Raw genomic sequence first — 16,947 nt, 5'->3', positions numbered from 1 at the left:
CGTCAGGGGAAATCCAGCGCGTCGGGGCCGAGGGGCGGCACCAGCCCCTCGGCCGCCGCACGGGTGAGCAGCCCGCGCACGGCGGCGTAGCCGTCCTCGCCGAGGTCGGCGGTGAACTCGTTGACGTACAGCCCGATGTGCTGGTCGGCGACGGCCGGATCCATCTCCTGGGCGTGCTCCATGACGTAGGGCCGGGACGCCTCCGGCTCGTCCCACGCCGCGCGCACGGAGGTGCGGATCGACTCGGCGATCACCTTCAGCGCGTCCGCGCCGAGCGAGCGCCTGGCGATGATCGCGCCGAGCGGGATGGGCAGCCCGGTGGTGTTCTCCCAGTGCTCGCCCATGTCGGCGAGCTTGTGCAGCCCGTAGTTCTGGTACGTGAACCGCGCCTCGTGGATGACGAGGCCCGCGTCCACCTTGCCGTCCCGCACGGCCGGCATGATCTCGTGGAACGGCATGACGACGATCTCGCCGACGCCTCCGGGCACCACGTCCGCCGCCCACAGCCGGAACAGCAGATACGCCGTCGACTTCTCGCTGGGCACGGCGACCGTACGGCCGGCGAGGTCCAGGCCGGCCTCCCGGCTGAGCACCAGCGGCCCGCAGCCCCGGCCCAGCGCGCCCCCGCAGGGCAGCAGCGCGTACTCGCCGAGCACGTACGGCAGGACGGCGTACGACACCTTCAGCACGTCCAGCTCGCCGCGCTCGGCCATGCCGTTGGTGACGTCGATGTCCGCGAACGTCACCTCGAGGGCGGGGGCGCCGGGGACGCGGCCGTGGGCGAGGGCGTCGAAGACGAAGGTGTCGTTCGGGCAGGGGGAGTAGGCGATCTGCACGGTGCCGGGCAGGGGCTCACCGGTCATGTGGGTTCCAACTTTCCAGGACGGGCGCCAGCTTCCCGAACCCCTCGGTCAGCGCGGTGAGCGCGTCGCCGATGCGCCAGGCGGCGCGGTCGCGCGGGCCGACGGGGTTGGAGACGGCGCGGATCTCCAGGACGGGCACGCCGTGCGCGGCGGCGGCCTCGGCGACGCCGAAGCCCTCCATCGCCTCGGCGAGGGCGCGGGGGTGCCGCTCGCGCAGCTCGGCGGCACGGGCGGCGCTGCCGGTGACCGTGGACACGGTCAGCACGGGTCCGGCGGGGGCGCCGAGGGCCTGTGCGGCCTGCCGGACCAGGCCGGCCGGCGGGCGGTGGGTGACGGTGCCGAAGCCCAGGTCGGTGACGGGCAGGAACCCGCCGGGGGTGTCGGCGCCCAGGTCGGCGGCGGTGATCTCGTCGGCGACGACGAGGGAGCCGACGGGGGCCGACGGCAGGAAACCGCCGCCGATGCCGGCGGAGACGACCAGGTCGTACGGGGTGCCGGCGAGGGCGGCCGCGGTCAGCGCGGCGGCCGTGGACGCGGCGGCGAGCGCGGGACCGACGCCGGCGGCGACGAGGTCCAGGGCACCGGCCCGCAGCAGCGTCACGCCGGGCAGGCGCCGCTCCTCACCCGGGCCGGGGAACGCCCGCGCCACCGCGTCCCGCTCCACGGGGACGGCGGTGGCCACGAGCAGTCGTGCCGGAGTGGGCGAGGACGTGATCAGGCGCCCTTCTTGAGCTTGAAGGACCAGATGCCCTCGACGTCCTTCTCGCCCGCCTTGATGGAGACGAAGGTGGTGTCGCCGCTGGCACCGTACTGGGCGTTGAAGAACACGCTGCCCGGGATGGTGCGGTAGGTCTTCTTGCTGGCGTCGGTCAGCGGCTGACCGTTCATGAGGATCGTCCAGCTCTTGTCCGCGATGTCCGGATCGACACCGAAGCGCACGGTCTCGTCGGGGTCGACGGTGATCGACTTGTCCGCCTTCAGGCACTTGGCGAGCTCGGAGGTCTTGATCGCCTTGCCGTCGTTGTAGCAGGTCGCCTCGGAGTTGACCGAGCTCCTGCCGACGGTGATCGTCGACATCGGCGTCGGCTTGTCGCAGGCCGACAGGACGAGCAGTCCGGCGGAAACGGCGCCGGCGGCGGCGACGGCGCGGCGGCGTCGCACGACGGATTGCAGGATGGTCATGGCCGAAGGCTATCGCCTGGCGGCGCCGGCGCCGTTTCTGGGGTGGGGACGGTGCGGCTCGCCCCCGTCACGCCACCCGTGTGCGCGTCGCGCCGCCGTGGCGCGCCGACCTCAGCAGCCCCCGCAGCGTCGTCAGCCAGCCCGCCGCGACGATCGCCGCGCCCACGCACAGGCCGGCCGTGCCGTTCAGGGGCATCACGATGCCGATCGCGCCGCCGAAGACCCACGCCATCTGCAGCAGCGTCTCGGAGCGGGCGAAGGCCGAGGTGCGGACCAGTTCCGGCACGTCCCGCTGGATCAGCGCGTCCAGCGCCAGCTTCGCCAGTGCCTGCGCGAACCCGGCGACGGCCGCCAGACACGCCACGAGGACGGCGCCGAAGAAGATCGCCGCCGTGACCGCGGCGGCGAGCACCACGGCCAGTACGGTGACGATGATGATCTCCGGCGGCTTGGACCGCAGCCAGGCGCCGACGGTCGTACCGAGCGCGTTGCCGACGCCGGCCGCGACCGCGACCATGCCGAGGGACACCGCCGCGCTCTGCCCGGTCATCGGGTGCTCGCGCAGCAGGAACGCCAGGAAGAAGATCAGGAAGCCGGTCAGGCAGCGGACGGCGGCGTTCGCGCCGAGCGCGTGCGTGACGGCCGGGCCGACGGTGCGCAGCCCTGGGCGTTTCGCGGCCTTGCGGTGCGGGCCGTGCAGATGCTGCTCGTCCGCCGCCAGCAGCGCGGTGTCCTCCCCCTTGGCGGAGTCCACCTTCGGCGGCAGGGAGAACGACAGGAACGTTCCCGCGACGAAGATCACGAACGCCCCGTACAGCGGCCAGCGGGCCCCGAGGGCGTGCAGCGCGCCCCCGATCGGCGCGGCGACGCCGGTGGCGAGCAGGCCGCCGAGCGTGACCCGGGAGTTCGCCTTGACCAGCGACAGCTTCGGCGGCAGCAGCCGGGGCACCACCGCGCTTCTGACCACGCCGTACGCCTTCGACGCGACCAGCACGCCGAGCGCCGCCGGATACAGCTGCAGGCTCCCGGTGACGACCGCCCCGCTCAGCACCAGCGCCAGCAGCGCCCGAGCCAGCATCGCGCCCGCCATCGCCGCGCGCCGGCCGTGCGGCAGCTTGTCCAGCAGCGGGCCGATCACCGGGGCCAGCACCGTGAACGGCGCCATGGTGATCGCCAGGTACAGCGCGACCCGGCCCCGCGCCTCGTCCGTCGGCACCGAGAAGAACACCGTGGACGCCAGGGCCACGGTGATCATCACGTCGCCGGCGCCGTTGACGGCGTGCAGCTCGATCAGCTTGCCGAGGCCCGACTCGCCGGCCCCCTGCGCGTGCGTGGCCTTGCGGATGCCGCGGGCGGCCCCGGTCACCGGAAAATGCAGGGCGCGCCCGACCGCGCGGACGGACCCTCCGAACCGGCCCGAACCGCTCACTTGGGACGTCCTCGCGGCTGCCACGTCGTCATAGTGCCCCGAGTACGGGGTGGATAGTGCCGTTACCGCACGTATGGGCCTTAAGTTTCGGGGCGGGCCGCGGGGCGCGCCACGCGGAAACAAATCGCCGCGAAGCGGCGAAAGAAATCGACCGGTGTAGGCCGAGCGCCGACGAACAGGCAGAATGGTCCGGAGGAGGTGCGCCCGAGCGTGAGCGCGCGCAGACGTCGAAGCGGTCCGGTTGTCCGCTCCGTCCGCGCCGTCGCCTCAAGGCGCCCGCACCCGGAAGACGGCGTACTGGAGAGAAGCGATACCTGTGAGCGCAGCGACAACGCGAAGCCGCACCCCTGACCGCCTGTGCGCCGAGGCCGTCGACCTCGCCCGCGGTGCCGCCGAGGAGGCCGCCGCACCCGGCGTCGTCGGGGAACACGCGGGAGTCGTCTCCGAGGGCGACCGCGTTGTCACGCACTTCTTCGAATGCCGGGAGCTGGGGTACCGCGGCTGGCGGTGGGCCGTGACGGTGGCCCGCGCCTCGCGCGCCAAGCTCGTCACGCTCGACGAGGTCGTGCTGCTGCCCGGCCCGGACGCCGTGCTGGCCCCGGAGTGGGTGCCGTGGAGCGAGCGGCTGCGTCCCGGCGACATGGGCCCGGGCGACCTGCTGCCCACGGACGCCGAGGATCTGCGCCTGGAGCCCGGCTACACCGGCGAGGACACGCCGCCGCCGAACTCCGCCGTCTCCGAGGAGATGGCCGATCTGGTGGAGGCCGAGGACGTCGAGGTCACCGAGGGCCCGGCGCGGGCCCTGCCCACGGCGCCCAAGCGGGGCTCGATCGCCGCGGTCGCCGAGGAACTGGGCATGCGCCGCGCCCGGGTGCTGTCCCGTTACGGCCTGCACACCGCCGCCGACCGCTGGGAGGAGGCGTTCGGCGCCAAGACCCCGATGGCGCAGGCCGCCCCCGCCGCCTGTGTCAGCTGCGGCTTCCTGATGCCGCTCGGCGGCTCGCTGGGCCAGGCCTTCGGGGTGTGCGCCAACGAGTTCGCCCCGGCCGACGGCCGCGTCGTCTCCCTGACCTACGGCTGCGGCGGCCACTCCGAGGCCGCGGTCATGCCGAAGACCCCGCGCCCCGCTCCACCGGTGATCGACGAGACGAGGGTCGACCCCTTCCCCCTGCGCCCGGCCCCCGACTCCGGCTCGGTCCCCCCGGCAGCAGACGAGGAAGCAGCAGAACTGGGCCACTCCTAGCCCACCCCCACCGACGGCGGGAAGGACCCCACGCCCACCCCGACACGCCCCACCCCCACCGACGGCGGGAAGGACCCCGCGCCCACCCCGACACGCCCCACCCCCACCGACGGCGGGAATGGCCCCGCACCCACCCCGACGCGCCCGCACCCGCCGACGGCGGGAAGGGGCCGGGGTGGGGGGTGTCCGCCCGCAGCGGCCGGCACCGGCGGAGGGCGCCGTATGAAGTGACGGGTGGCCGGACCGAGGACGGACACCCCCCACCCCGGCCCCGCCGTAACCACCGGCCGCAGGCGAGACCGCAACCGTCCACCGGACGGCAACGGGCCGCCGCAGGCACAAAAGGGGCGCGGGGAACGGCGCGCCCAGCCACAACGCAACCCGCAGACGACAACGCACCCAGCGCCGCAGGCACCCGCGCCGCAGGCACCCGCGCCGCAGGCACAAAAGGGGCGCGGGAAACGGCGCGCCCACCCCCCACGCACCCGCAGACGAAAACACCCCCGCGCCGCAGGCACCCAAGGCCGGCGCCGCAGGCACCCCGCACCCGGTACTTTCAGGTGTCGCCGATGAGGAGAGTGAACGTGAGCAAGTTCGTGCGGCCGGCCGCGGAAGGCGCTGACCCCTTCGCCACGGCGAGGCTCCGCCGGGGCGTGCTCGACGCCTGGGCCACCAGCCCCGCCCGGTTCCGGGAGGACGCCAACGCCGAGGAGGACCTGGTCCTCGGCGGCTACCGCGACCGCCTCGTCGTGGAGCTCGCCCAGAACGCGGCCGACGCCGCGGCCCGCGCCGGCGTGCCCGGCCGGCTGCGTCTGACGCTGCGCGACGGTGTCCTCGCCGCCGCCAACACCGGCGCCCCGCTGGACGCCGCCGGCGTGGAGTCGCTGGCCACCCTGCGCGCCTCCGCCAAGCGCGACACGCCGTCCGTCGGCCGCTTCGGCGTCGGTTTCGCCTCCGTCCTGTCCGTCACCGACGAGCCCGCCGTCGTCGGCCGGCACGGCGGCGTGCGCTGGTCCCTCGCCGAGGCCCGGCACCTGGCCGAGGAGACCGCCCGGCACAGCCCCGGTCTGGGCGACGAGATCCGCCGCCGCGACGGCCACGTACCGCTGCTGCGCCTGCCGTTCGCCGCCGAGGGCACGGCCCCCGGCGGCTACGACACCGTCGTCATCCTGCCGCTGCGTGACACGGCCGCCGCCGACCTCGCCGAACGGCTCCTCGACGCCGTCGACGACGCCCTGCTGCTCGCCCTGCCCGGCCTGGAGGAGGTCGTCGTCGACAGCGGCGGCACCACCCGCACCCTGCGCCGCCGCACCGAGGGCGACCTCACCGTCGTGGAGGACTCACGCGAGGGCACCACCCGCTGGCGTACCGCCTCCGCGCACGGGGCGAGCGCGCCCGAACTGCTCGGCGACCGGCCCGTCGAGGAACGGCTGCGGCCCCACTGGTCGCTCACCTGGGCCGTCCCCGTCGACGGCGACGGGCGGCCCGAACGCCCCCGCACCAGCCCCGTCGTGCACGCGCCCACCCCCAGCGACGAGCCGCTCGGCGTTCCCGCGCTGCTCATCGCGTCCTTCCCGCTGGACACCACCCGCCGGCACGCCGCGCCCGGCGCGCTCACCGACTTCCTGATCCAGCAGGCCGCCGACGCCTACGCCGCCCTGCTCGCCGACTGGCGGCCGGTGACGGACGGGATCATCGACCTCGTGCCCGGCCCGCTCGGCAAGGGCGAACTGGACGGCGCCCTGCGCCAGGCGATCCTCCAGCGGCTGCCGCGCACCGCGTTCCTGCCGCCCGCCGTCCGGCCGAGCGGCGAGGAGGACGGCGACGACCTGCCCGAGGCGCTGCGCCCGCGCGACGCGGAGGTCGTCGAGGGCGCGGGCGCCGACACCGTCCGTGTGCTCGCCGAGGTGCTGCCGACCCTGCTGCCCGCCGGTCTGGAGCGCCGCGTCGAGCTGCGCACCCTGGGTGTCGCCCGGCTGCCGCTGACCGACGCCGTCGACCGGCTGGCCGGCCTGGAGAAGGACCCCGGCTGGTGGCACGAGCTGTACGAGTCCCTGGCGGGCGTGGACCCCGACCGGCTCACCGGCCTGCCGGTGCCGCTCGCCGACGGCCGGACGACGATCGGCCCCCGGCAGGTGCTGCTGCCCACCCCCGACGCCCCGCGCATCGACCCGGAGGTCCTCGCCCGGCTCGGGCTGAAGGTGGCCCACGAGGACGCCGCGCATCCGCTGCTGGAGAAGCTCGGCGCGCTGCCCGCCACCCCGCGGGCCGTGCTGACCACTCCGCAGGTGCGGGCGGCGGTCGCGGTCTCCCTCGACGACGACGGCGGGTCCTGGGACGAGGACGGGCTGGACGCCGAGGAACTGGCCGACACCGTCCTCGCCCTGGTGCGGGACGCGGGTCTGGAACCCGGCGAGGAGCCGTGGCTCGGCGCGCTCGCCCTGCCCGACGAGGACGGCGAACTCGCTCCCGCGGGTGAACTGGTCTTCCCCGGCAGCGCCTTCCACCAGGTGATGCGGGAGGGTGAACTCGCGACGGTGGACGCCGGCCTGGCCGCCCGGTGGGGCGAGGAACCCCTCGCCGCCTGCGGGGTGCTGGCCGCCTTCGCCCTGGTCCGCGCCACCGATGTGGTCCTCGACCCGGACGAACTGGAGCCGCGCGAGGGCGAGTACGCCGAGCCCGACGACCCCGGCCTGCTGGACGCCGTCGACGTGTGGTGCGAGGACGTCCTCGACCGCTTCCCCGACACGCCCGTGCCGCCGGTCGCCACGGAGATCGTCGCCGTGCGCGACCTGGACCTGGTCGACGACGACGCCTGGCCGCAGGCGCTCGCGATGCTGGCCCGTCCGCCGCTGCGGGACGCCCTCGTGCAGCCGGTGCGGATCCTGCTGCCCGACGGCACGCATGAGGTCGTACGGCCGTACACCGCGTGGTGGCTGCGCGGGCACCCGGTGCTCGACGGCCGCCGCCCCGCCGGTCTGCTCGCGGCGGGCGGCGACCCGCTGCTGCGCGGCCTGTACGACGAGGCCGACGCCACCGGCTTCGACGACGAGCAGGTGTTGCGCGCGCTGGGCGTACGGACGTCGGTGGCGGCCCTGCTGGACGAGCCGGGCGGCGCGTCGGAACTCCTCGACCGCCTCGCGGACCCCGGCCGGCAGGTCACCGCGGCCCAACTGCACGGCCTGTACGGGGCGCTGGCCGAGCTGGACCCCGAGCGGGTGACGCTGCCGGACGAGCTGCGCGCGGTCGTCGACGGCGAGGTGCGGGTCGTGGACGCGGCCGACGCGGTGGTCGTCGACTCGCCGGACCTGCTGCCCTTCACCGAGGGCGTGCCGCTGCTGCCGGTGCGGCCCTCCCGGGCGGCCGACCTGGCGGAGCTGTTGCAGGTGCGGCGGCTGAGCGAGTCCGTCACCGGCGAGGTCACGTCCGAGGGCGCCGAGCACGACGTACCGGAGCCGGTGCGGGTGCTGCTCGGCCCGCGCACTCCCGAGGCGTACGTCGAGCACGACGAACTCGTCGTGGACGGTGTGGAGATCGACTGGCGGCTGACCGACGACGGCGTCCTGCACGCGGCCACCCTGGAGGGCGTGGCCGCGGGCCTGGCCTGGGCGGCGGGCCAGTGGCCCCGCCGCTTCGAGGTGGCGGCCCTGCTGGAGGACCCGTCACGGACGGCCGAGCTGGCAAGGGACCGCTGGTTCGACTGAGGTCCGCTCCGACCGGCGTCCGGACACCCCCCTAGGCGGGGAACCGCCGCCCCACCCAGCGCCAGGACAGCTCCAGCAGCGCCGACCCCGCCACCGCGATGCCGACCGCCGTCCACGGCATCTGCATGCCCACCAGCTTCAGCGCGAAGAAGCGCTGGAGCCACGGCACCACCAGCACCAGCAGGAAGGCCGCGCCCATCGCGGCGACCAGCGCGACGCGCCACCACGTGTACGGGCGGGCGATGATCGCCAGGACCCACATCGAGACCAGGAACAGGGTCAGTGTCGCCGCGCTGGTCTCCGCGTTCAGCGAGCCCGGGCCCGTGTAGTGGTGCCGGGCCAGCAGATAGGTCACGAAGGTCGCCGCCCCCGCCACCAGCCCGCCCGGGATCGCGTACCGCATCACGCGGCGCACGAAGTGCGGGCGGGCCCGTTCCGTGTTGGGCGCGAGGGCGAGGAAGAAGGCGGGCACGCCGATGGTGAGCGTGGACAGCAGGGTCAGGTGGCGCGGCAGGAACGGGTACTCCACCCGCCAGCACACCACGAGTACCGCCAGCAGCACCGAATACACCGTCTTCACCAGGAACAGCGTCGCCACCCGGGTGATGTTGCCGATGACCCGCCGGCCCTCGGCGACCACCGAGGGCAGCGTGGCGAAGCTGTTGTCCAGCAGCACGATCTGCGCGACCGCGCGGGTGGCCTCGGAGCCGGAGCCCATGGAGACACCGATGTCGGCGTCCTTGAGCGCGAGGACGTCGTTGACGCCGTCGCCGGTCATCGCGACGGTGTGCCCGCGCGACTGCAGGGCCCCGACCATGTCCCGCTTCTGCTGCGGGGTGACCCGGCCGAACACCGTGCCCTCGTCCAGCTCCCGGGCCATCTCCTCCTGCTCCTCGGGCAGCCGCCGCGCGTCCACCGCCGTCCCCTTGAGCCCCAGCTTGGCGGCGACCGCGCCGACGGAGACCGCGTTGTCGCCGGAGATCACCTTGGCGCGCACGTTCTGCTCGGCGAAGTAGTGCAGGGTGTCGGCCGCGTCGGGCCGCAGCCGCTGCTCCAGGACGACCAGGGCGGCGGGGTGGGCGTCCTGCGCGGCGCGGGCGTCGTCCAGGTCGCGGGCGGCACGGGCGAGCAGCAGCACCCGCAGCCCGTCCTCGTTGAGCCGCCCGGTCTCGGCGAGCGCCGGGTCGTCGTCGGCGAGCAGCACGTCCGGCGCGCCCAGCAGCCAGGTGCTGGACTCGCCGCCGCCCTCGCTGAAGGTGGCGCCGCTGTACTTGCGGGCGGAGGAGAAGGGCAGCGACTCGGTGCAGCGCCACTGCCCGGTCTCCCGGTAGGCGTCGATGATCGCCTTGAGGCTGGCGTTGGGCCGTGGGTCGGACTCGCCGAGCGCGCCGAGCACCTGGCGGACGTACGCCTCGTCGTAGCCGTTGAGCAGGCGCAGCCCGGTGACGTCCATGCCGCCCTCGGTGAGGGTGCCGGTCTTGTCGAGGCAGACCGTGTCGACGCGGGCGAGGCCCTCGATCGCGGGCAGTTCCTGCACCAGGCACTGCTTGCGGCCCAGCCGGATCACCCCGATCGCGAAGGCGACGGAGGTCAGCAGCACCAGGCCCTCGGGGACCATGGGGATGATCCCGCCGACCGTGCGGGCGACGGAGTCCTTGACGCCGTGCTGCTTGACCACGAGCTGGCTGATCACCAGGCCGATCGCGGTGGGCACCATCATCCAGGTGACGTACTTGAGGATCGTGGAGATGCCGGTGCGCAGCTCGGAGTGGACGAGCGTGAACCGGGAGGCCTCGTCCGCGAGCTGCGCGGCGTACGCCTCGCGGCCGACGCGGGTGGCCTGGAAGGCGCCGCCGCCCGCGACGACGAAGCTGCCGGACATCACCGCGTCGCCGGGGTGTTTGACGACCGGGTCGGCCTCACCGGTGAGCAGGGACTCGTCGATCTCCAGCCCCTCGGCCTCCACGCACACCCCGTCGACCACGACCTTGTCGCCGGGGCCGACCTCCAGCACGTCGTCGAGCACGATGTCCGAGGTGCCGATCTCGACGGCCGTGCCGTCGCGGCGCACGGTGGGCCGCACCTCGCCGATCACGGCGAGCGAGTCGAGGGTCTTCTTCGCCCGCCACTCCTGGACGATGCCGATGCCCGTGTTGGCGAGGATGACGAAGCCGAACAGGCTGTCCTGGATGGGTGCGACGACCAGCATGATCAGCCACAGCACGCCGATGATCGCGTTGAACCGGGTGAAGACGTTCGCCCGGACGATCTCGGGGAGCGAGCGGCTGGAGCGCACCGGCACGTCGTTGACCTGACCGCGCGCCGTCCGCTCGGCGACCTGGGCGCCGGTCAGCCCGGTCGGCGGGACGGACGGCACCGGCACGGGGTGCGCAGGGTCGAGTCCGGCACCCGCGTCGATGTGCGTCATGCATTCGACGGTACGTGGGGACGCGGACGTTCACCCCTCGGGCACCGTCCCCAGCGGCAGCCCGCCGGGGCCCCGGGCGTCAGCCGTCCAGGGCGTTCTCCTGCCGGGCCGCCGCCCGCTTGAGCGCCGCGTCGCGCTTGCGGACGTACCAGATGCCGATCAGGCCGAGGCCGCCGCCGGCCAGGCAGGTCCACAGCCACCAGGTGTGCCCGTGGTCGTCGTACCAGCCGTAGAAGGGCAGCTGCGCCAGGAAGAGGACGAACCACAGGATCGTGCCGCCGGTGATGGTCGCTACGACCGGGCCCTCGAGGGGTTCCGGCGCCTCGTGCTGCGGGGTCCACTTCGCCATGACGCACAGCTTACGAGCCGTTCCGGTCTACGCGCGGAGATGGCAATCATGGAACTCATATGTTCATACTGAAACCGTTTGTCTGTGTCCCTTTCTAGTCGTAGGAACCCACAAATGTCCACCTCGGCACCTGCCAAGGTCCCCGCGCCCGAGCAGCCGGGCAAGGCGCCCGCCTTCGGCGCCCTCGACCGCTACTTCAAGATCTCGGAGCGTGGCAGCACCCTGGCGCGCGAGGTCCGGGGTGGTCTGGCCACCTTCTTCGCGATGGCCTACATCATCGTGCTCAACCCGATCATCCTGGGCAGCGCGAAGGACATGTACGGCCATCAGCTGGACAACGGCCAGCTGGTCACCGCGACCGCCCTCACCGCCGCCTTCACCACGCTGCTGATGGGCGTCATCGGCAACGTGCCGATCGCGCTCGCCGCCGGGCTCGGCGTGAACTCCGTCGTCGCCCTCCAGCTCGCCCCGCGCATGTCCTGGCCCGACGCGATGGGCATGGTCGTCCTCGCCGGCTTCGTGGTGATGCTGCTCGTCGCCACCGGTCTGCGCGAGCGCGTGATGACGGCCGTCCCGTACGGCCTGCGCAAGGCGATCTCGATCGGTATCGGCCTGTTCATCATGCTGATCGGCCTGGTCGACTCCGGTTTCGTCTCCCGCATCCCGGACGCCGCCCACACCACCGTCCCGCTCCAGCTGGGCGCCACCGGTCACCTCAACGGCTGGCCGGTCCTCGTCTTCGTCCTCGGCGTGCTGCTCACGCTCGCGCTGATCGTCCGCAAGACGCCCGGCGCCATCCTGGTCTCGATCGTCGTCATGACGATCGTCGCGATGGTCATCGAGGCCGTCGCCAAGGTGCCGAGCTGGGGCCTGACCACCCCGAAGTGGCCCGGCAACCCGGTCGCCACGCCCGACTTCGGGCTGGTCGGCAAGGTCAGCCTGTTCGGCGGCTTCGACAAGGTCGGCGTGCTGACCGGCGTCCTGTTCGTCTTCACGGTCCTGCTGTCGTGCTTCTTCGACGCCATGGGCACGATCATGGGTGTCTCCGACGAGGCCAAGCTGACCGACGCCAAGGGCCACATGCCCGGCATCAACAAGGTCCTCTTCGTCGACGGCATCGCCGTGGCCGCGGGTGGCGCCAGCTCGTCCTCGGCCACCACCTGCTTCGTGGAGTCCACGGCCGGTGTCGGCGAGGGCGCGCGCACGGGCCTCGCGAACGTGGTCACCGGCGGGCTGTTCGCCGTGGCGCTGTTCCTCACGCCGATCGCCACGATGGTGCCGTCCCAGGCGGCCACCCCGGCGCTGGTCGCCGTCGGCTTCCTGATCCTGGCCGGCTCGATCAAGGAGATCGACTGGGCCGACTACACGATCGCGATCCCGGCCTTCGTGACGATGCTGATGATGCCGTTCACGTACTCGATCACCAACGGCATCGGCATGGGCTTCATCACCTTCACCGCCCTGCGTCTGGCGGCCGGCCGGGCCAAGGAGGTCCCGGTGGCGATGTACATCGTCTCGGCGGTCTTCGCCTTCTACTACCTGATGCCGGCCCTGGGCCTGACCTGACCCGCACCGGCCGGGCGCACGTGATCCCCGGGATCTACGTCAGCCCGTAGAACTTCTCCGTCTCCTCGACGGCGGCCTGGAACCGCTCGTCGAAGTCATCGCGAATGAGCGTCCGGACGACATAGTCCTGGACGCTCATTCCTCTTTTTGCCGCGTGGTGCCGGAGCCTCTCGAGCAGCTCCCCGTCTATCCGCAGGCTGAGCACGCTGGTCCCCATGCACACGAGGGTCGCCTCAGCGTTCCGGCCAGTGCGTCTCGTTCCGCTCCCGGATCACCCATATGAGTGATCCGGCGCATCAGTGACCGGAGTCACGGGCATATCCGGGCGCGTCCGGCAGTTGTTAGCCAGAGTAATGAGTTACGCTAAGGACATGCCGGACCTCACCCATGGCGACGACGCTGCCGCCGTGAACTCCCTGCGCTCCGCCGTGATGCGGTTGTCCCGTCGGCTCAAGCACCAGCGGGTCGACGAGTCACTGAGCCCCACCGAGATGTCGGTGCTGGGCACCCTCTCGCTGTGCGGGAGCGCCACACCGGGCGAACTGGCCCGCAAGGAGCACGTCCAGCCGCCGTCGATGACCCGCATCGTCGCGCTGCTGGAGGCCAAGGGCCTGGTCCGGCTGGAGCCGCACCCCGAGGACCGGCGCCAGAAGGTCGTCACCAAGACCGAGCAGGCCGAGGTGATGCTCGCCGAGAGCCGCGCCAAGCGCAACGCCTTCCTGGCCGCCCTGGTGGAGAACCTCGACGAGGACGAGTGGGCCGCGCTGCGCGCAGCCGCCCCCGTGCTGGAGAAGCTCGCACATCTGTAAGCAGTACTACCAAGGAGGCGAACGCTTTTGAGTACGGGACCCGGAACACCTTCCGCCCCCGGACCAAAGACCACCCACTACCCCCGCCGCTCCTCCTCGATGTTCAGCTCGCTGAAGATCAGGAACTACCGCCTCTTCTTCCTGGGCCAGGTCGTCTCCAACACCGGCACCTGGATGCAGCGCATCGCGCAGGACTGGCTGGTGCTCAGCCTCACCGGCTCCGCGACCGCCGTCGGCGTCACCACCGCGCTGCAGTTCCTGCCGATGCTGCTCTTCGGCCTCTACGGCGGCGTCCTCGTCGACCGGCTGCCCAAGCGCCGCACGCTGCTGTTCACCCAGGCCGCGATGGGCGTCACCGGACTCGCGCTCGCCGCCCTCACCCTCACCGGGCACGTCCAGGTCTGGCACGTCTACGTCGCCGCGTTCCTGGTCGGTCTCGCCACGGTCGTCGACAACCCGGCCCGCCAGTCCTTCGTCTCCGAGATGGTCGGCCCCGCCCAGCTGCAGAACGCGGTCAGCCTGAACTCCGCGAACTTCCAGTCCGCCCGCCTGGTCGGCCCCGCCGTCGCCGGCCTGATGATCACCGGTGTCGGCACCGGCTACGCCTTCCTCTTCAACGGCCTGTCCTTCGCCTTCACCATCGGCTCCCTGCTGCTGATGCGCGCCCGTGAACTGCATGTCGTCGAGCGTGCGCCGCGTGGCAAGGGCCAGCTGCGCGAGGGTCTGCGCTATGTCGCCGGCCGGCCCGAGCTGATCTGGACGATCGCGCTGGTCGGGTTCATCGGCACCTTCGGCTTCAACTTCCCGGTGTACCTGTCGGCCTTCGCCGACGACGTCTTCCACGCCGGGGCCGGCTCCTACAGCCTCTTCAACACCGTCATGGCCGTCGGCTCGCTCGCCGGCGCCCTGCTCGCGGCCCGCCGCGGCACGTCCCGGCTGCGGGTGCTGATCGGGGCGGCGCTGATGTTCGGCGTCCTGGAGATGGTGGCCGCCGTGGCGCCGTCGCTGTGGCTGTTCGCGCTGCTGATGGCCCCCATCGGCATGTTCGGCATGACGGTCAACGTCACCGCCAACACCAGCGTCCAGATGACCACCGACCCGGCCATGCGCGGCCGTGTCATGGCGCTCTACATGATGGTGTTCATGGGCGGCACCCCCATCGGCGCGCCCATCGCGGGCTGGGTCACCGACACCTACGGCGTCCGGGCGGGCCTCGCGGCCGGCGGCGCGATCTCGGCCCTGGCGGCCACCGGCATCGCCCTGGCCCTCGCCCGGGCGGGCGGCCTGCGGCTGTCATTGGGCTGGAACGGTGGCCACCCGCGGGTCCGCTTCGTCCCACGCGAGCGCCGCGAGGAACTGGCCCGCGCGGCGTGATCCTGCGAGGGTCTGCGGGGCCTGGGCTCAGTCGCGGGGCATGAAGATGTGCCCCCCGACGATCTCGGCCTTGTAACCCTCGGGGACGGGCATCTTCTCCAGCCACTCGAACAGCATGTCGAGCGCAAGGTCGCCACTGACTTCGGCCATCGCGATCCTGTCCATGACGGTCATGTCGGCGCTTCTCCCCGGCTGTCCACGAACGTGGGCAGTCGCCGGTACAACATACGCATAGTGACGAGGACACGCCCGGGGCGTGTGCATGCCCGGAGGAACACTGGCCGCATGAGACTCTTCGCCGCCGTCCTGCCGCCCGACGACGTCACCCGGGAACTCGCCGCCGAAGTGGACGCGCTGAAGAAGCTCCCCGGCGCGGACCGGCTGCGCTGGACCGGCCGCCCCGGCTGGCACTTCACGCTCGCCTTCTACGGCGAGGTGGACGAGGAAGTGGTCCCCGCTCTGTCGGACCGGCTGGCCCGCGCCGCGCACCGCACCGCCCCCTTCGAGATCGCCCTGCGCGGCGGCGGCCAGTTCGGGCACGGCAAGGCGCTGTGGACCGGCGCGGACGGCGACACGGAGGCCCTGCGGCTGCTGGCGGACCGAGCCGAGGCGGCCGGCCGCAAGGCGGGCGTGGAGATGGGGGAGCACCGCCGGTACAAGGCCCACCTGACGGTGGCCAGAAGCCGGGGACCCGTGGACGTACGGCCGTACCTGGCGGCCCTCGACGGCTTCGCCTCCCCGCGCTGGACGGTCGGGGAGCTGGTCCTCGTGCGCAGCACCCTGCCGCGCTCGGGCGTCCCGGGCGAGCAGCCCCGCTATGAAGCGGTCGAACGCTGGTCACTCGGCGTGTCCGGCTAGGCTCGACGCCGTGGACCCGAAGACCCGTAACCGGATCATGGCCGCTGTGCTGGTGCTGATGTTCGTGGTGGTGATCGTGGCGGCGGCGGTCGGAAAGTAGCCGACCGCCGCCGCTCACGGCTGCCTGTACGGCGGCTGGGGCCTGCTACCAGGCGAACGCCTCCGGCGACGGGCCCGGGCCCGGGAAGATCTCGTCCAGCCCGGTCAGCAGCTCCTCGCTCAGTTCGAGCTCGGACGCCTTGATCGCCGACGCCAGCTGCTCGCCCGTACGCGGGCCGACGATCGGGCCGGTGACGCCGGGGCGGGTCAGCAGCCAGGCCAGCGCGACCTCGCCCGGCTCCAGGCCGTGCTTGTCGACCAGGTCCTCGTACGACTGGATCTGCGCGCGGGAGGCCGGGTCCTTGAGGGTGTCCGCCGCGCGTCCGGAGGCCCGGCGTCCGCCCTCGACCTCCTTCTTGATCACACCACCCAGCAGACCGCCGTGCAGCGGCGACCACGGGATGACGCCGAGGCCGTAGTCCTGCGCGGCCGGGATGACCTCCATCTCGGCGCGCCGCTCGGCCAGGTTGTACAGGCACTGCTCGCTGACCAGGCCGATCGTCCCGCCGCGCCGGGCGGCGATCTCATTGGCCTGCGCGATCTTGTAGCCGGGGAAGTTGGAGGAGCCGACGTAGAGGATCTTGCCCTGCTGGATCAGGACGTCGATGGCCTGCCAGATCTCCTCGAACGGGGTGTTCCGGTCGATGTGGTGGAACTGGTAGACGTCGATGTGGTCCGTCTGGAGCCGCTTCAGGCTCGCGTCCACGGCCCGCCGGATGTTCACGGCGGAGAGCTTGTCGCTGTTCGGCCAGGGTTCACCGCCGTCGGTGGCCATGTTGCCGTACACCTTGGTGGCGAGGACGACCTTGTCGCGCCGTCCCTCGCCCTTGGCGAACCAGTTGCCGATGATGCTTTCGGTACGGCCCTTGTTCTCGCCCCAGCCGTAGACATTGGCGGTGTCGAAGAAGTTGATGCCCGCGTCCAGCGCCGCGTCCATGATGGCGTGGCTGTCGGGTTCGTCGGTCTGGGGCCCGAAGTTCATCGTGCCGAGAACGAGTCGGCTGACCTTGAGTCCGGTGCGTCCGAGCTGCGTGTACTTCATG

14 protein-coding genes and 1 pseudogene are annotated in these 16,947 nt (G+C 72.6%); 6 read left to right on the top strand and 9 right to left on the bottom strand.

The genetic code is table 11. The annotated features are described in order from the left end of the window. Positions 1–2: 2 nt before the first annotated feature. The 4 genes from AB0E88_RS18425 to AB0E88_RS18410 form a co-directional block, all read right to left on the bottom strand. Positions 3–863, bottom strand: coding sequence for a 1,4-dihydroxy-6-naphthoate synthase (locus AB0E88_RS18425; RefSeq protein WP_361631472.1), 861 nt, complete (start codon positions 861–863; stop codon positions 3–5). Beyond that, a complete protein-coding gene (locus AB0E88_RS18420; RefSeq protein WP_361631648.1) occupies positions 853–1,551 on the bottom strand; it encodes a futalosine hydrolase in 699 nt (232 codons plus the stop codon). The genes AB0E88_RS18425 and AB0E88_RS18420 overlap by 11 nt, the downstream gene beginning before the upstream one ends. A 26-nt stretch (positions 1,552–1,577) precedes the next feature. Beyond that, the gene (locus tag AB0E88_RS18415) at positions 1,578–2,045 is read right to left on the bottom strand and encodes a DUF2771 domain-containing protein (RefSeq protein WP_361631470.1); all 468 of its coding nucleotides are present in this window, start codon (positions 2,043–2,045) and stop codon (positions 1,578–1,580) included. Between the two features lie 67 nt (positions 2,046–2,112). Next, the gene (locus tag AB0E88_RS18410) at positions 2,113–3,498 is read right to left on the bottom strand and encodes an MFS transporter (RefSeq protein WP_361631468.1); all 1,386 of its coding nucleotides are present in this window, start codon (positions 3,496–3,498) and stop codon (positions 2,113–2,115) included. A gap of 292 nt (positions 3,499–3,790) precedes the next feature. On the opposite strand from AB0E88_RS18410, the gene AB0E88_RS18405 reads away from it, so the two are divergent. Next, positions 3,791–4,717, top strand: a complete 927-nt coding sequence (locus AB0E88_RS18405; RefSeq protein ID WP_361631466.1) for a DUF3027 domain-containing protein — start codon at positions 3,791–3,793, stop codon at positions 4,715–4,717. Positions 4,718–5,301: 584 nt separating this feature from the next. Beyond that, positions 5,302–8,421, top strand: coding sequence for a molecular chaperone Hsp90 (locus AB0E88_RS18400; RefSeq protein WP_361631464.1), 3,120 nt, complete (start codon positions 5,302–5,304; stop codon positions 8,419–8,421). Positions 8,422–8,452: 31 nt separating this feature from the next. Here AB0E88_RS18400 and AB0E88_RS18395 read toward each other — a convergent pair whose 3' ends face one another. Both AB0E88_RS18395 and AB0E88_RS18390 read right to left on the bottom strand, forming a co-directional pair. Next, positions 8,453–10,849 carry a cation-translocating P-type ATPase gene (locus AB0E88_RS18395; RefSeq protein WP_361631462.1) on the bottom strand — a complete coding sequence of 799 codons (2,397 nt, stop codon included), beginning with the start codon at positions 10,847–10,849 and terminating at the stop codon, positions 8,453–8,455. Positions 10,850–10,928: 79 nt separating this feature from the next. Continuing rightward, positions 10,929–11,198: a DUF2530 domain-containing protein gene (locus AB0E88_RS18390; protein ID WP_361631460.1), complete on the bottom strand. Its 270-nt coding sequence runs from the start codon at positions 11,196–11,198 to the stop codon at positions 10,929–10,931. A 114-nt stretch (positions 11,199–11,312) separates the two neighbouring features. On the opposite strand from AB0E88_RS18390, the gene AB0E88_RS18385 reads away from it, so the two are divergent. Beyond that, the gene (locus AB0E88_RS18385; protein WP_361631458.1) at positions 11,313–12,764 is read left to right on the top strand and encodes an NCS2 family permease; all 1,452 of its coding nucleotides are present in this window, start codon (positions 11,313–11,315) and stop codon (positions 12,762–12,764) included. A gap of 34 nt (positions 12,765–12,798) precedes the next feature. On the opposite strand, the gene AB0E88_RS18380 is transcribed toward AB0E88_RS18385, so the two are convergent. Beyond that, a complete protein-coding gene (locus AB0E88_RS18380; RefSeq protein WP_110636649.1) occupies positions 12,799–12,981 on the bottom strand; it encodes a ribbon-helix-helix protein, CopG family in 183 nt (60 codons plus the stop codon). Between the two features lie 154 nt (positions 12,982–13,135). Here AB0E88_RS18380 and AB0E88_RS18375 point away from each other — a divergent pair, with 154 nt between their 5' ends. Next, positions 13,136–13,573: a MarR family transcriptional regulator gene (locus AB0E88_RS18375; RefSeq protein WP_361631456.1), complete on the top strand. Its 438-nt coding sequence runs from the start codon at positions 13,136–13,138 to the stop codon at positions 13,571–13,573. A gap of 99 nt (positions 13,574–13,672) precedes the next feature. Then, positions 13,673–14,947 carry an MFS transporter gene (locus AB0E88_RS18370; RefSeq protein ID WP_361631454.1) on the top strand — a complete coding sequence of 425 codons (1,275 nt, stop codon included), beginning with the start codon at positions 13,673–13,675 and terminating at the stop codon, positions 14,945–14,947. A gap of 39 nt (positions 14,948–14,986) precedes the next feature. On the opposite strand, the pseudogene AB0E88_RS18365 reads toward AB0E88_RS18370, so the two are convergent. After that, positions 14,987–15,121: pseudogene (locus AB0E88_RS18365) on the bottom strand (Uma2 family endonuclease); the annotation flags it as partial. A 111-nt stretch (positions 15,122–15,232) separates the two neighbouring features. Here AB0E88_RS18365 and thpR point away from each other — a divergent pair. Beyond that, entirely contained in the window at positions 15,233–15,805 is a 573-nt protein-coding gene (gene thpR / locus AB0E88_RS18360; RefSeq protein WP_361631452.1) for an RNA 2',3'-cyclic phosphodiesterase, read from the top strand. A 145-nt stretch (positions 15,806–15,950) separates the two neighbouring features. Here thpR and AB0E88_RS18355 read toward each other — a convergent pair whose 3' ends face one another. Beyond that, complete coding sequence (locus AB0E88_RS18355) at positions 15,951–16,946, bottom strand: aldo/keto reductase (RefSeq protein ID WP_361631450.1); 996 nt, start codon at positions 16,944–16,946, stop codon at positions 15,951–15,953. Between the last annotated feature and the right edge of the window lies 1 nt (position 16,947).

It is taken from the genome of Streptomyces sp. NPDC028635, from assembly GCF_040637635.1.
GTDB lineage: Bacteria > Actinomycetota > Actinomycetes > Streptomycetales > Streptomycetaceae > Streptomyces.
The sequence above is the reverse complement of the archived record's forward strand: the minus strand, read 5'-3'. Positions and strand labels throughout refer to the sequence as shown.